This window comes from Nitrosococcus oceani ATCC 19707, from assembly GCF_000012805.1.
Classification (GTDB): Bacteria; Pseudomonadota; Gammaproteobacteria; order Nitrosococcales; family Nitrosococcaceae; genus Nitrosococcus; species Nitrosococcus oceani.
Genome location: NC_007484.1, coordinates 2,112,663 through 2,127,312, shown reverse-complemented (window position 1 = coordinate 2,127,312; position 14,650 = coordinate 2,112,663). Strand labels below are relative to the sequence as shown.

The window sequence follows — 14,650 nt, the reverse complement described above, 5'->3', positions numbered from 1 at the left end:
TAGGATCATGGCTTTAGCTAAGGCAGTGATTACCATTGAGCACACGGGTGAAGAAATCCCGGTGATGTTCAATCCCGAGGAGTATACCTTAAACAAAGATAACAATTTTGCTTCGCAAACGATTCCTGGACTGCGCTCTCCGCTTTTGCAGTTTGTCAATGGCAACTTGCGCACACTGGAGATGGAGCTATTGTTTGACACCTATCTACCTCATACTACTGAGCCTAAACCACCCAGTGATGTGCGCGAAGAAACGCAAAAAATTGTGAAGTTGCTTGATATCGATTCGAATTTGCATGCCCCACCAGTATTAACTATTTCTTGGGCTTCGCTACAGTTTCGCTGCGTGCTAGCCCGGGTTAGCCAGCGATTTATTATGTTTCTGCCGGATGGCCGGCCGGTGCGCGCCCGGCTAACAGTAACTTTCAATGAATTCATTGATGTCGAGCGAGAAGCGAAGGAAGTAAACCTGCAAACGGCCGATTTCACCAAAGTGCATGTGGTGGTTCGAGGTGAAACCTTGAGTGGCATTGCAGGACAATTTTATGAAGATCCGCAGCTTTGGCGTCCTATCGCCATCGCCAACGGCATCGCCGATCCTCGGGCCATTGTGGTGGGGCAGTCGTTGCAAATTCCATCGTTACCCTTCATCGATCCGGACACCAGGGAGGTCGTGGTCTGATATGGCACGCTACCCGCGCTATGCGCCCACTTTCGAGATCAAGATCAATGGTGAGAAACTGCCGATAGCCATGCGGGCCTCCGTAGTATCGGTAAGTTATCAGGATGGCATTGAAGGTGCCGACCGGGTGGAAATCACTTTGGCGAATGATAATTTGCGCTGGCTAGATCATTCGTTGCTGCAGGTGGACAACGGTTTCACGCTTTCCATTGGCTATGCGCCGGATCCCTTAGAAGAAGTTTTTGTGGGAGAAATTACTGGGGTGAATGCTTCGTTCCCAAATGGCGGAATGCCCACGCTCACTGTGGTGGCTCATGATTTTTTACAGCGTTTGACAATGGGCACCAAAGACCGAGCTTTTGCTTTGAATGTACCCTGTATCGGAAAATTCTCGCTTCCTGATCCTCATGTAGTGACCTTGGTGAGTGCAGTGGATTTATTGATTCCTGTGGTCGATCCGGCTGGTGCTGCGCTCTCATTTCTGACGCTGCTGGTGGCTTACGCCCTTGATCCCTTGGAAGCCAAGCAGGGCATTCGCCTGCAGCAGAGCCAAAGTGATTTTGATTTTTTATCTATGGTCGCTAAGGAAAACGGCTGGGAGATGTATATCGACCATGCGATGGAGCCAAAGGGCTATGTGCTGCGGTTTCAATTTTTAATTCAGGATTATGCGCCAAGTGCCACGCTGAAATGGGGTGAATCGCTGAGCGAGTTCACGCCGCGTCTATCCACGGTCGGCCAGGTGGCTGGGATTTCCACGCGTATTTGGGTTCCTAGCATCAAGATGGAGTTCGTGCTCGTTTTATCTTGGGACTTTGATCGTGCCGCATTTGATCTCATGGTGTTTCCAGGACTTGGCAGCCTGGAAGAGTTACTTGGCTCTACTAAGGCGCAGGGTGTCTTAAAAATCGATGCAATTGGGCCGGCCACAGCGCCAAAGAAGATCTTGAGCGAATTATTACCCCGCCTTAACAACCGGTTAACCTGTAGCGGCAGCACTATCGGAGATCCACGTATCAAAGCTAGTAGAGTGGTTAGCTTCGAAGGTTTGGGTGAGCAGTTCAGCGGTCTTTATCGCGTGACTTCCGCAACTCATACGATGGATGGCAGTGGTTACCGGACTCAGTTTGAAGCTAGAAAAGAAGTATGGTTTGGATCGATACCCGTGCCGAAAGGGGTAGATGGATTAGTGCGTGTGCAAGGCCAGAGAGTCGGCCAATAGATAAAGGAGAAATGACATGCCAATCACACTCTATGAATCTGGCGAAGAAAGAAAGACAAATAAAGAAAAAACTAGCGTTGTAACGGGGACCGTGATTAATAATTGCGATCTCATAAAACAAGGAAAAATTTTGGTTAGAATACCGTCTCTTGATCAGGAACTCTGGGCGCGGTTAACAGCGCCTGGAGCTAGCTCAGGCGCTGGTTTATTCTATGTTCCTAGGCCGGACGATGAAGTGCTGGTTGTGCTGAGCGGTGATGAGCCTGTAGATGCCTATATCATTGGCGGGCTTTGGAACACCCAAGATAGTCCACCGGTATCAAATCCTCTGGAGGCGTCGACTAAACGGGTTATTAAGACAGGGTTGGCAGGAGGCGTTGGACATGAAGTGGAGTTCGACGACGGACCTGGTCAATCCATTTCTATAACCACTTCCACCCAACAGAAAATTATCATTGATCCGTTCAAAATTGAACTGCGCAATACGGCTGGCACACTCAAGATTACGCTTGATAACAAAACACAGACAATTTCTATTGCTGCTGCAGCCAGCCTCGAACTCGCTGCTGTAGGAAATATTAAGCTCAAAGCCGCAAATATCGAAATCGGCGATATCGTGAAGACAGCTAAGACCTCTATTAACGGGAAGATGGTCTCGATCAACTAATAGTTACTGGAGAAGTTACATGCCCACTGCAGCCAGAATCGGAGACATGACCAGCCATGGGACCCCCCTAACACCGCTTGTTCCAGGCGTGATGGGCAGCTTGAACGTGTTCATTGGGGGTCAACCCGCCTGGCGGGCGATCACGGATGTTCATGTATGCCCTGTCTCAAATGGCCCTCAGCCGCACGTAGGGGGCACAGTACTCAAAGGCAGTACCAGTGTATTTATCAATGCTTTTCCCGCAGCAAGGCAGGGAGATGAGATTGTAGAGGGCGGGGGGGGGCTAACAAAATCGCCCTGGGATTTCCCACTGTTCAGATTGGAGGATAAGAGAGATGAATAAAAGGCAAGCCGATCCAACGAAATCTTTCCTTGGAATCGGGTGGGCTTTTCCGCCTCACATCGATCTTGATGGCTCTGTGGCTGAGGCGGTTGATGAGGACGATGTCCGCCAGGCGATTCGTATTATCTTGGGCACCAATCCCGGTGAGCGAGTGATGCGGCCGGATTTTGGTGCGGGGCTTAACGCTTTTGTGTTTGAGGTGGTAGATATCACCATCAAGGAACGGCTTAAGAAACGGGTTCAGGAAGCCTTAATTGATTGGGAGCCGCGGATCGATGTGGAAGACATTAAAGTCACAATTGATCCTGCAGCGCATAGCACACTATTAATCGATATCCACTACCGCATTCGGGCTACCAATACGCTGCATAACCTGGTTTACCCGTTTTACTTGCAGGAAGGAACACCGCAATGATTTTTCGGCCGGGCATATTGCTCGATGATAGAGACGCGGCGCAGATCTTAAAGGCATTGTTAGCGCGACGGCTCGGTTATGTGCCAGAGTGGGAGCCGCAGGGTCCAGGGTTGGCGTTGGCCGAGGTTTTTGCCCGTTACTTGCAGACAATCATTCAGCGCCTGAACCAGGCGCCGGATAAAAATAAACTAGCGTTTTTAGATTTACTGGGTTTGCAGTTAATCCCGGCGCGGGCTGCCCGGACGCCGATCGTCTTTCGTTTGGCGGAGAATGCTCCTGATGGCAGATTACCGGCCGGCACGCGTGTAGCTGCTCCGCCCCCTCCAGAGCAGACCGATCAGATTATCTTCGAAACCGAACGATCGATCGGATTGATGACGGCAAGACTTAAAGAAGTCGTAAGCCTCTGGCCTGGTCGGGATCAATATATCGACCACAGTGCGGCATTTATCGCAGGCCGGCCCTTACAGCCCTTTAAAAAACGCCAGTTAGAAAATACGCCCCATATCCTCTACTTAGCCCATGATACGCTGCTAGCCCTAGCAGGAAAAAGTTTATTGAATGTCACGTTTGAGCTAACTAACACGAGCAGTGAACGATTGGACATTGTATGGGAGTACTGGGATGGCGAGGTCTGGCGTGAGTTTTTAGCAATGCGGCCGGCCTGTGATGAAGAAGAAGCACACAAGTTAGACAGTACTGACGGTCTACAGTACAGCGGCCGCTTCCGCCTGCAAGCAGACTGCGCCGAGACAAAAAAAACCATGGTGAATGGTGTCGACGCCTTCTGGATTCGCGGCCAGTTGGCAGAGCCCTTGCCCTTGGATCCGGAGCAGATATTACCTGAGGTGGAGAGCATTCAGATTGGGGCGGAGATCGCTTCTACTTCCCCTATTGAGGTAACTATCGAAGAGGCTATCGATATTGAGAAAGCTATCAAAAAGGTTATCGAGTCCAAAAAGGTTATCGAGTCGCCTGCAACGGGTGGTTTAATCCTAGACAAGGCTTTTTCCGATGCGACAGACATCGATGTGACTAAACCTTTCTTTCCTCTTGGCTTACAACCTCAGCCCGGTTCAGTGTTTTATTTTACCAATGCCGAAGTCTTCAGTAAGCCAGGGGCAAGAGTGCGACTCTATATCGGAAAAACAGTGACGCCATCCGATCAGCTCGTGACGAATTCGACGAGTGACGGGCTCAGAATGACCACTGATACAAATAATTCGCAATTGCCCCACGAAGTCAGCTGGGAATATTGGAACGGACGAAAGTGGGAAGTTTTAATAACCTATAGCAATGATCCCAATGGCTCCAGTGCTTTATCGAAGTCTCCACAAGATTTTAGCGATAGCGGCTTTATTGATTTAATTATCCCAACGGATATGGCCCCAACCACAATCAATGAGGAGGAAGGGCTGTGGATGCGGGTACGTTTATTGAGCGGGGGTTATGGCTTCAAAAGTTCTATTTCTACTGGCGACTCTTTAACTGAATTCCCCTTTATTATCACTCAACCCCCAGCACTCTCTAACTTTCTCTTGAGCTACACTTGGCAGTATGGGCCGTTTCACCCAGAGTACGTTGTTACTTATAACAATTTTCAGTACGAAGACCATACCGAAGAAGCCAAATGGCCTGGGCAGACCTTTCAGCTATTTAAGCCGGTTACCGATATTACTCCATCATTTTACCTAGGCTTTGATAAAAAGCTGCCAGTCGATCGCCTGGGTATCCTCTTCGATATTCTGGAACAGCCAACTGAAGCCCAAGGTCCAGCTTTGCTTTGGGAATACTGGGATGGTATTGCTTGGCAAGCCCTTTCCGCCGAGGATGGGACGCAAAATCTCCGTGTCCCTGGATTGGTGTCTTTCATTGGCCCACAGGACAGTCAGGCGCTGGCCCGTTTTGCCGCGCCATTGCACTGGCTGCGCGCACGGCTTAAAGAGGATGGTCCGCCCGGAGAACCCGTTATCCAGAGTGTTTTTCCAAACGCGGTTTGGGCAACTCAACAACAGACGATTGTTGATGAGCCAATGGGAGCCAGTACGGGTCAACTCCACCAGATTTTCTCCTTTCGCCAGATCCCTGTTCTCGCAGGGCAACAGATTGAAGTACGAGAGCTTGCTGGGGCACGGGCGAATGTGGAGTGGCGCCTGATAGCGAGGGAAATCTTGGGTAGAGAGGAGAGGGCGCTCAGTGAAGTTGAATCGATGCTGGCTCTTGAAGGTGCTCAAACTGACATCGAAAAAAACAATCTTCGTCTCAGGCGGGATCGTCGCAAGCAGGTGACCGAAGTTTGGGTGCGTTGGCAGGAGCAGCAGCATCTTCTCTTTTCGAAGCCGAGTGACCGCCACTATGTGGTTGACCGGGGGCAAGGGCAACTTTTATTCGGCGATGGGGTACGCGGCAAGATTCCGCCGTCCGGTGCGGCGATTTTAGCGCGACAATATCGCTCCGGGGGCGGTCGTAGAGGTAATTTACCGGCCCAGACGATAAAACAAGTAGTGGGTCCGATTGGCGGCGTGGAGGAAGCATTTAATCCGCTCCCTAGCGAAGGCGGTGCTGATCGTGAGAGTCTGGAGAATTTTGCCTTTCGTGGACCACAAACTCTCCGTCATCGCGGACGCTCCATAGGCTTAAAAGATTATGAGACATTAGCCTATGAAGCCTCGGCTGCGGTGGCTTTTGCCCGCGCGATCCCAACCCATAATCCAAGCGGTCGATCCATTCCCGGTTGGGTGACTTTGCTCATTATCCCCCAGAGTCAAGAGCCACGCCCCTGGCCCTCATTTGGGCTGCGAGAGCGGGTTCGAAAATATATCGAGGCGCGTGCTCCAGCCGATCTGGCCGCTGCCCATCAGATCTATGTTACCGGACCCGATTATCTACCTATAGGGGTGACGGCCACGATCGTACCCATTGATCCTGCTGAAGCAGGGGCCATAGAGCAACGTGCGCAAGAGGCGTTAGAGGATTTTCTCCATCCATTGCGCGGGGGACCTGAAAGACGCGGCTGGGCACTGGGGCGAGATGTCTTCGTTTCCGATGTGGCCGCGGTAATGGAGCGGATACCGGGAGTTGATTACGTGGAAGAATTGGGATTGTTGCTTAGGGGGGGGTTGCAGGGCGAGCGAATTAGGGTGGCTGAAGATAGGATTGTGGTGGCCGGAGAGATCCAGCTCAAGCTGAAGGCAGGGGAGAGACAGCGCTATGCCAGTACCATTGCCAAACCTAGATGATCGTCGCTGGGCGGATTTGGTTGAAGAGGGTCGGACCCTGATTCCTATTCATGCGCCAGAATGGACTGACCACAATATTCATGATCCAGGAATTACTTTAATGGAACTCTTCGCCTGGGTTGCAGAAATGGACATCTACCAACTCAACCAAATACCCGATCGGCACAAGCGAAAATTCCTCGCACTGGTGGGCATTGTGCCAGAGCCTCCATACCCAGCTCGCACTATGTTGCATTTTAGTTTGGCAAGCAGCAGTACCGTAGTGCAATTACCAGAGACGGTGGAGTTTGAAGGCGCGGATCCGTTTGGAGTAGCAACGGGCTTTCGCACCTTAGCGCCAATTTGTATTGCGCCAGGTTTTCTAAAGGCAATCCAGCTTAAGGATCAGAGGGGATTCCACGATTTCACCGACAGCTGGGTACGGGGTGAGAATTTCGCGGTGTTTGGAACTGAACCTCAGCTCGGGACAGAGTTATATTTTGGCTTTAGTGAAGCATTTCCCCAAGAGGAATTTGTCAGTCTTTTTTTTAGCTTTGCTCACCACCGTTCCGACGAAGCTGAGCGTTGCCGCCTTATTGATGAGAGCAGTGCGCGTCAGCGCATCTGCCGCACGCCACTTTCAGATTTTCCTTGCCCGAATGTAGCTCCATTGTCTCCTCCGGTTGAAGATAGAATTAAAAAAACCCTTTTACATCATGGCGTACGCCTGGTTTGGGAGATATTGATAACCGCTGATGGGGATTGGGAATTGCTGGAACCAGATCACATAAACGACGAAACGCGCGCTTTGACGTTAGATGGTCAAGTGCGCCTTTCGATTCCATCTGAAATGGCTAAAAAAAAGCTCGGTCAGGTGATAAATGAACTCTATTATTTGCGCGTACGGTTTGTAGCCGGTAGCTACGATGCACCGCCTTTTCTACATAGGTTGGCGTTAAATGGAATCATTGCTGAACAGGCAGCCTCCGTCGGTGAAATCAAAACCATAGATGATCAAGCTATCGAAGCTATTTTATTAGGGATCAGTGATGGTTCTCCAAATCAAAAATGGACCCTGCCGGAGGCACCTGTGCATGTGCCAAGCTTCCAGCTCTATATACAAGAAGAGGATAAGTGGCGGGTGTGGCGTCGGCGCTCTGATTTCGATGAATCAGCCCGCAGCGACTCGGATTTTCTGCTCGATCCTACCGACGGGGTAATCACTTTCAGTGATGGCGAGAAGGGACGAGTGCCGCCGAAAGGTGCCCAGATTTATGCGATTTATTGTGCCACTCAAGCCGAAGCGGGTAATTTGTCTTCAGGGACAATTCATCGTCTGGCTGATTCGCCTCACAATCGGCGCGTGCTAGGTAGCGATTACGAAAAGATCAAGGAAAGCCTCGCTGTTATTACCAATCCCATCGCCGCCACAGGTGGAGCACCTGCAGAAATCCTCACCCATGCCATTGGGCGTGCCATCGAGCAAAGGGAAAAAACACAGCGGGCTGTGACACTCCAGGATTATGAAGTGCTGGCGCTGCAGACACCGGGGGTGCAACTGGCTCGGGTGAAGGCATGGGCTAATTTGCATCCAGGCTTGCCATGCCTTAAAGCACAAGGGCTGATCACGGTGATCATTCTCCCCTATTTGCCTTTGGATAAACCAATGCCAAGCGTGGGGCTACGGCGAACTGTAGCCACTTATCTCAACCGCCGCCGGATTATCGGCACCCGCGTGGAAGTAGTCGGACCAACTTATCTGGAAATATCAGTGCGCACCAAGGTGCAGGCTTACGTCGGCGCCAACAAAGCTGCTTTGCAGCAAAATATTATCGAAACTCTGAATAATTTTTTGCATCCGCTTAAAGGCGGATCTGAAGGTACCGGTTGGCCTTTTGGCCGGGATGTGTACCGCACGGAAATCATGCAGGTAATCGACGAGTTATCGGGGGTCGATCATATCTTTTCCCTTGAACTTACAGCCAATAAAAATGAGCCGCAATGTGGGAATGTATGTTTAAACCCGATTATGCTGGTAACAGCGGGTCCACATGAAGTTGAAGTGATCTAAGGTGAAAGTTATGTCTAAATTAAATCAACTCGAACTTGAGCGCCTGCGTTATTGGCAAGGGCAAACACTGCGTAGCGTTGATTTTCGTGATCAGCTGGCGATTGATGCGCAACTGCGCTGGTGGCATAACCGAGCATTGCATAATACCTTTGGGATAGCTAAGGGATTTGAAGTTGAGCAGATTAACCAAAATCATTCGGTAAAAATCCATCGAGGTTTGGCCTACGATTGTTTTGGTCGGGAACTGATTCATGCTGTGGATGCATGCCTTCCTCTTCTAACGGAAGGAGATGTAACGCTTTTAGTGCGTTTTAAGGAGGATAAGTATAGGGCTACGTGCGAAGGAGAAGTGGGAAGTGTTTACTCGTCTGATAAAATCGCTGGCGCAGATCAAATTGAGTTTTTTTGGAAGCCAACGGATTCCGTAGACGTTCAAGATGGAGTCCCCTTGGCTCGATTGAGAAAAAAGGAAATACTGGGTTCAAAGCGTTCCTTACTTAGACCTTTGGCTCGATCCAGGCCTTTGGCTCGGCCTCGTATGGCCTCAGGCGCGACTATTCCTGGAAATACTGCTTGGGAAATATGGGATAAACCGGAGGTACGCACCAACGCAGGTCTACTTGGGGTTCAGGTTACAATAGATACCTCCGCCGCAGGCTTTACAGAAGTTCCCTGTTATTTCGCTTGGTTACAAAGGCAACCAGTGGATTCAAGCAAGCCCGCTTTCTTTGTTTACTCCGAGCATGTCGATAAATCATCCATGAATAGTTTCACCTTTCGCCTTCTGTTCCCATCACTTAGTAGTGAGCTTCAAGGACGATTATTCGCAGTAAATAGGGGCAATGAACCACAAGTTTTAAAACTCATACAGGAACATTTTTCTGTCTGTTGGTTAGGCATCCAAGCAGGATCTGCCCAGAAATTTCTTGAAACCGAGGTGAATCATGGCAATTTTTGACGAGACAAGATACCTTGAACGTTTGCAATTTTTTAATGGGCAGCGACTGCTCGCCTCAGATCTGCAGGGTATAGAAACATTTAACCGAGAAATGCGTTGGCTGCACAATAAGAGTTTGCACCAGCCGGGCATAGGAAGTGGTTTTGCTATTTACGGCAAGAAAGGGAATCGCAAAGTTACTATAAATCCAGGCTATGCTATCGACGCATTAGGGCGTGAAATCGTCTTGACCCAAAGCCAGGAAGAGCCAATTCCCCCAATATCGGCGGAGGGCGACGGCAAATCAGTATTTTATGATCTTACTGTATCTTATCCCGATAATTCGGGACTGGAAGAAACCGAAACGCGCGAAGGCATCTGCCTGCCGCGCGGTGTGGTTAGATTACAGGAAGCACCCGTATTCTGCTGGGTGCGATTGCAGAGAGATGGGCAAGAGAACTTGCGAGTAAAGAACTCTAAAATAAAAGAGGACATTAAGAACGGGCTGAAAATTGTGCTTGCCCGAATTGAGGTCTTTAACTGTCAGTTGAAGCAAGATCCTTCTATCGCCCAACGGCGTAATGCACGGCCTGCTAAGCAACCTTACATTGCCTGTGGACAGGTTTTACCTGAATGGGAGTTTCCTGACAGTCAGAACCAACAGGAACAATTCCCTTTAAAGCTCAAAGCAACAATCGAGACTACCAAAGCTGGATTCCTTATTCCCCCATGCTATTCAGCACGCATTGAGGGATCTAGAACAGTCGAGATAAAAACAAATAAATCACCACCCGATACAACCTTATTTCTTGTTGAATTTATGCATATTGAAGAGAGGAAAGCTGAGGAGTTTACAGTCGAAGATTTTGTTTGTATATCTGGAATACAACAAGAGCATGAAGAGAAAGTAAAAGATCATATTAGATCTAATTGGAATATTGTTTGGATGGGCGTTGAGGGTTAGCTATGAATCAAGATCACAATGCAGCTTTTCTGTATTAAATCGAGATAATGAATGGCCCGACTTTCAATGGGAAGGACTGGAATTGCTCCAGGATGGTACACTGCGGCTCTATTCTATTCCACTGCTAAAGGAAAAACTGCCAGAAGAGATAGAAGCTATTGCTCCGTCCAGAGCGCCCGCTGGTATTACAGTCGATCTTGATGGAACTGTCTACTTTAGCGATCCAGCTGCACATAGACTGCTGAAAATTGACGGTTGTAATAGCGAGCTTAAGACTGTTCCCTGTATTGGTAGTAAAAACGGTAAACCGACTCAACTCAACGGCCCGCGTGGGCTATTGATTCCTCCCCATCGGCGCTCGCTATTGGTGGTGGACAGCGGCAATCACCGCATTCAGATATTCGATATTGCTTCGCTGCAACTGGTTGCTATATGGGGCCAGCAGGATCCCTTCAGCTTACCTCAACCAAGTGACGCGCCCGGATATTTTAACACGCCGTGGACTTTGGCAGCGGATACCAAAGGCAATGTTTACGTGGTGGATTACGGCAATCAGCGCGTGCAGAAATTCAATTTCTTAGGAGAAGTAATTCCTGATTTTTGGGAGACTCTGCAAGCCGCTAACTTACAACAACCCAGTGACATCGCAGCGGGCGCAATAGGAGAAGAGCTCTATTTTTATATTGTTGCACAAGATGCCAAAGGTGCCTGGAAAATTTTTGTAGTTGATAATAATGGCCATCCCGTACTCGATACTTCAGGTCAATCCATTGCCTTTGGTGAAGAATACCTTGAGCAGCCCATGGGCATTGCTGTCGACAAGGATACAATCTATGTAGGCGATAATAATCGGAGGCGCGTACTCACCTTCAAAAAAAAATCTGATACTTTCGAGTTTGCCGGTGAGGCACTGGGCTACGAGGGGCCAGTAGCTGCACTTGCATTGGATGGAAAAGAGGGTCTGCTTATCCATAGTGGTATTGCTCTTGCGCCGCTGCGCCTGACCCTTGACAGTGGTTATCGGAATAAAGGGATGTTATGGAGCCGTGTTATCAAATCGGCCGAGTCCAAAGTGCAATGGCATCGGTTACATACCATAGTTGATTCACTTGAATCCGGCGCGCATATTCAGTTCTTTGTGCATACCTCGGATCAGGAGGATGATCCGCCGCTTGTTGATCCAAGCAGCCCCAACCCATTTAGCGATGCGAAATGGCGTGCCTTGCCGCTCAATGTGTCCGACTTTTTCATAGGAGATACTCCTGCCTGTTGCCTGTGGATAGGTGCGGTGTTTTCTGGAGATGGATCGGCAAGCCCAATCATTTCCCAGATGCGAGTGGAATTTGATCAAGAAACTTACCTGAAACACCTGCCGGCAATTTACATCAATAGCGTCCACTCTCGAGAATTTTTAGTGCGTTTTCTCCCCCTCTTCGAAAGCTTCTTTAATGAAGTGGAAGGAACCATAGCCCATCTCCCCGCTCTGTTTGATCCAAATGCGATTCCCAAAGAAATGCTGTCCTGGCTTGCCGGTTGGTTGGCAATGGAGCTGGATGAAGATTGGGATGGAGCCATGCAACGTCAGGTGATTGTTGAAGCTTTCGAAAATTATGCTTGGCAGGGGACTGCTGAGGGCTTGCGTCGATCATTGCGCCTTTTTGCCGGTGTTCATGCCATTATCGAGGAACCGAATCTCAACTCCGCCTGGTGGGTATTGCCGATAAGAGAAGAGATGGAAGATAAAATATCTGATCCAAGCTATCTATCCTGGGGAAATGAAGAAAACTCGATCCTCGGGTTTACTACCAGGCTTGCGTCAGCTGAGCCACAGGGCGCAGTGGTGGGTACTACCACCATCTTAGATCAGTCTCATTTGATTACCAGTAAAGAGTTCGGGGCACCGCTTTTTGAAGATGTGGCCTATCAGTTCAGCGTGCTTCTCTATCGAGGCGAGCTGCGGTGCGCGGATACGCTATTGCGTGTACGCGCTGTAATCGAGCGGGAGAAACCTGCGCATACGAGTTATCAAGTTTGCATTATCGAACCTCGCATGCGCGTGGGTTATCAGGCACGAGTGGGTGTTGACACCGTCATTGCTGGTCCACCATCGGTTTCCAGACTTGGAGAAAATAGTGCTGGAGGGGTAACGCTCGGTGGAGAACCTGCCGGCCGAATTGGGGAACGAAACCAAGTTGGGTTGGCTACGCGTGTAGGTTAGGTATTTGAACAGTGATGTAAGAAACAAATATAGCGAATTGAATGGCTAGTTAGTAAACGCACTGTCTCGAGAGGAGGATAAGGGTATGGGCAAAGACTATTACCGGACCCAGCACGGCGGCCTTGATGCGCCTGCGCGTAATCATTTTTTTCATGGGAAGTTACTTGATGTTTTTCATTTGGAGTTGGAGACAAACTATTTTAATCAAAAGCGTTGGCTTTTGAACCGCCTGGTGACAGGCTATGGTGTAGTGTGCGGATTGGATGTCAAATTAACCACGGACAAAAAGGCGATTATTGTTCATCCTGGTGTTGCTGTAGACCGCTGCGGCAGAGAAATTGTTGTACCTCAAGCTACACAACCGGAAGCGCTGCCAGGTTTTCCATCTTACCCCGACGAAGAAGCTGAAGAACAGTCTAGATGCAAAGAAGAATACGCTTATTATGTAGGGCTATGCTACAGGGAATGTAAGAGCGATCCCGTGCCAGCCATGGTAAGCGACTGCGAGGTTGCCATGTGTGCTCCAGGCTCTATCCGGGAAACGTACGAGATCAAAATAAAAAAAGGGCATATTCCTGAAAAAAAAAGTACATTCCCAGACGTAATTGAGGGACAGCACATTAGTTATTGCGCTATCGTCGACCAGGTGACCAGACCATGCCGGCCCCTGCCTATGGATTGCTGTATTCCTTTGGCAAATATCCTATTGCGAGATTCGGGTACAGAGTGGGAGCCGAAAATCGATATCTATATTCGCCCTATTGTCTATACTAACCAACTGCTTTACGAACTCATTTTGTCACTGGTGCGCGAAGAAGAGCCTCAATAATAGGAGAAATCTTATGAAGACTGATACGCTATGCCGCGAACCGCTGTGCGATGATGCGCACGAACGTCCCCGTTTCTTTCCGCGGCAGCTCATAACTCCAGATGATCTCAATCTGGTGTTGGAATATTTCCGTAACAAGCTTCGCCGCCATAATCGCTTGATCCATGGCTGGGGCGTTGTATGCGGCGCGAAGGTGTGCCCGATAATGAATTCCGGGCGGAGCATCGAACCTTGGAAAGTCAGAATCACGCCTGGATATCTCCTAGGGCCCTACGGGGATGAGATCTTCATCGACTGTGAACGGATAGTGGATTTACGCACCAGGGGCGTAAATGGCGTCACCGGAGAGCCTTGTGTTGAAGCTCCAGATCCCTGGTGCAGCGAGGTATTTGTTCCATGTGAGGAAACAGGTCCTCGCTATATCGCAGTTAAGTATAAAGAAATGATGTCACGGCCCGTACGGGTGCAGCCGGTTGGTTGTGGTTGCGATGATACCCAATGTGAGTATTCACGTTGGAAGGATGGATACGAAATAGGAATATTGACCCGATGTCCGGAGTCTCACGAGGGGGAACCGCCAGATACCAAAAGGCTATTTAGTGGTCCAATCCCCGAATGCCCGTCCTGCCCCTCTGAGCCGTGGGTCGTTCTAGCAAAGGTCGAGATTGGAGAAGATGGCACAATTCAAACAATTGATAATTGTTCTTGTCGCCGTTTGGTGCGCTCCTTTGGCCATTTATGGTGGAGATGTGAAGGAGGTGAAGTAATAATTAATAGCGTGGGACCCGGAACGGAACGCTAACTCAAGGGCAAACACACGGTAAAGTTACAGTCAAGGGAGAGGGAGAAAGAGAAAATTTCCAGCAAGGTGCAAAAGTTAAGCTTGGGGAGGGTGTGACTGTTGAAAATGTTTCTGTGAATGAAAATAAAAAAGAACTTACCTTCTCTGCGACAATTGCTCTAGAAGCAAAACTAGGTAGACGGTCTCTCATTGTGATTAATCCGGATTGTAGTGTTGGTATGACAGACATTGAGATAATAGAAAAAGCAGGATAAAAGGCGCCTTCATCGCTGAATATTTTTG

The 14,650-nt window shown here is 49.3% G+C and carries 13 protein-coding genes; all 13 read left to right on the top strand.

Annotated features, from left to right (window positions below; genetic code table 11):
- The first annotated feature begins 7 nt into the window (after positions 1-7).
- The gene (locus NOC_RS10065) at positions 8-682 is read left to right on the top strand and encodes a LysM peptidoglycan-binding domain-containing protein (RefSeq protein ID WP_002808938.1); all 675 of its coding nucleotides are present in this window, start codon (positions 8-10) and stop codon (positions 680-682) included.
- A 1-nt stretch (position 683) separates the two neighbouring features.
- Entirely contained in the window at positions 684-1,904 is a 1,221-nt protein-coding gene (locus NOC_RS10060) for a phage late control D family protein (protein WP_002809011.1), read from the top strand.
- Positions 1,905-1,920: 16 nt separating this feature from the next.
- The gene (locus tag NOC_RS10055) at positions 1,921-2,571 is read left to right on the top strand and encodes a phage baseplate assembly protein V (RefSeq protein WP_002808915.1); all 651 of its coding nucleotides are present in this window, start codon (positions 1,921-1,923) and stop codon (positions 2,569-2,571) included.
- A 19-nt stretch (positions 2,572-2,590) separates the two neighbouring features.
- Complete coding sequence (locus NOC_RS10050; protein ID WP_011330782.1) at positions 2,591-2,914, top strand: PAAR domain-containing protein; 324 nt, start codon at positions 2,591-2,593, stop codon at positions 2,912-2,914.
- A complete protein-coding gene (locus NOC_RS10045) occupies positions 2,907-3,329 on the top strand; it encodes a GPW/gp25 family protein (RefSeq protein ID WP_002810469.1) in 423 nt (140 codons plus the stop codon). The genes NOC_RS10050 and NOC_RS10045 overlap by 8 nt, the downstream gene beginning before the upstream one ends.
- The gene (locus NOC_RS10040) at positions 3,326-6,568 is read left to right on the top strand and encodes a putative baseplate assembly protein (protein WP_002809545.1); all 3,243 of its coding nucleotides are present in this window, start codon (positions 3,326-3,328) and stop codon (positions 6,566-6,568) included. Before NOC_RS10045 ends, NOC_RS10040 begins: the two co-directional genes overlap by 4 nt.
- Positions 6,540-8,618 carry a putative baseplate assembly protein gene (locus NOC_RS10035; protein WP_002811532.1) on the top strand — a complete coding sequence of 693 codons (2,079 nt, stop codon included), beginning with the start codon at positions 6,540-6,542 and terminating at the stop codon, positions 8,616-8,618. Before NOC_RS10040 ends, NOC_RS10035 begins: the two co-directional genes overlap by 29 nt.
- Positions 8,619-8,628: 10 nt before the next feature.
- Complete coding sequence (locus tag NOC_RS10030) at positions 8,629-9,576, top strand: hypothetical protein (protein WP_011330781.1); 948 nt, start codon at positions 8,629-8,631, stop codon at positions 9,574-9,576.
- The gene (locus tag NOC_RS10025) at positions 9,563-10,519 is read left to right on the top strand and encodes a hypothetical protein (RefSeq protein ID WP_002809796.1); all 957 of its coding nucleotides are present in this window, start codon (positions 9,563-9,565) and stop codon (positions 10,517-10,519) included. Before NOC_RS10030 ends, NOC_RS10025 begins: the two co-directional genes overlap by 14 nt.
- Positions 10,509-12,737, top strand: coding sequence for a phage tail protein I (locus tag NOC_RS10020; protein ID WP_147094443.1), 2,229 nt, complete (start codon positions 10,509-10,511; stop codon positions 12,735-12,737). The genes NOC_RS10025 and NOC_RS10020 overlap by 11 nt, the downstream gene beginning before the upstream one ends.
- An 85-nt stretch (positions 12,738-12,822) precedes the next feature.
- Positions 12,823-13,566 carry a hypothetical protein gene (locus NOC_RS10015; RefSeq protein WP_002810087.1) on the top strand — a complete coding sequence of 248 codons (744 nt, stop codon included), beginning with the start codon at positions 12,823-12,825 and terminating at the stop codon, positions 13,564-13,566.
- A gap of 13 nt (positions 13,567-13,579) precedes the next feature.
- Complete coding sequence (locus NOC_RS10010; RefSeq protein WP_002809274.1) at positions 13,580-14,368, top strand: hypothetical protein; 789 nt, start codon at positions 13,580-13,582, stop codon at positions 14,366-14,368.
- 92 nt (positions 14,369-14,460) lie between these two features.
- Complete coding sequence (locus NOC_RS17455) at positions 14,461-14,622, top strand: hypothetical protein (RefSeq protein WP_155814712.1); 162 nt, start codon at positions 14,461-14,463, stop codon at positions 14,620-14,622.
- The last annotated feature ends 28 nt before the right edge of the window (positions 14,623-14,650 follow it).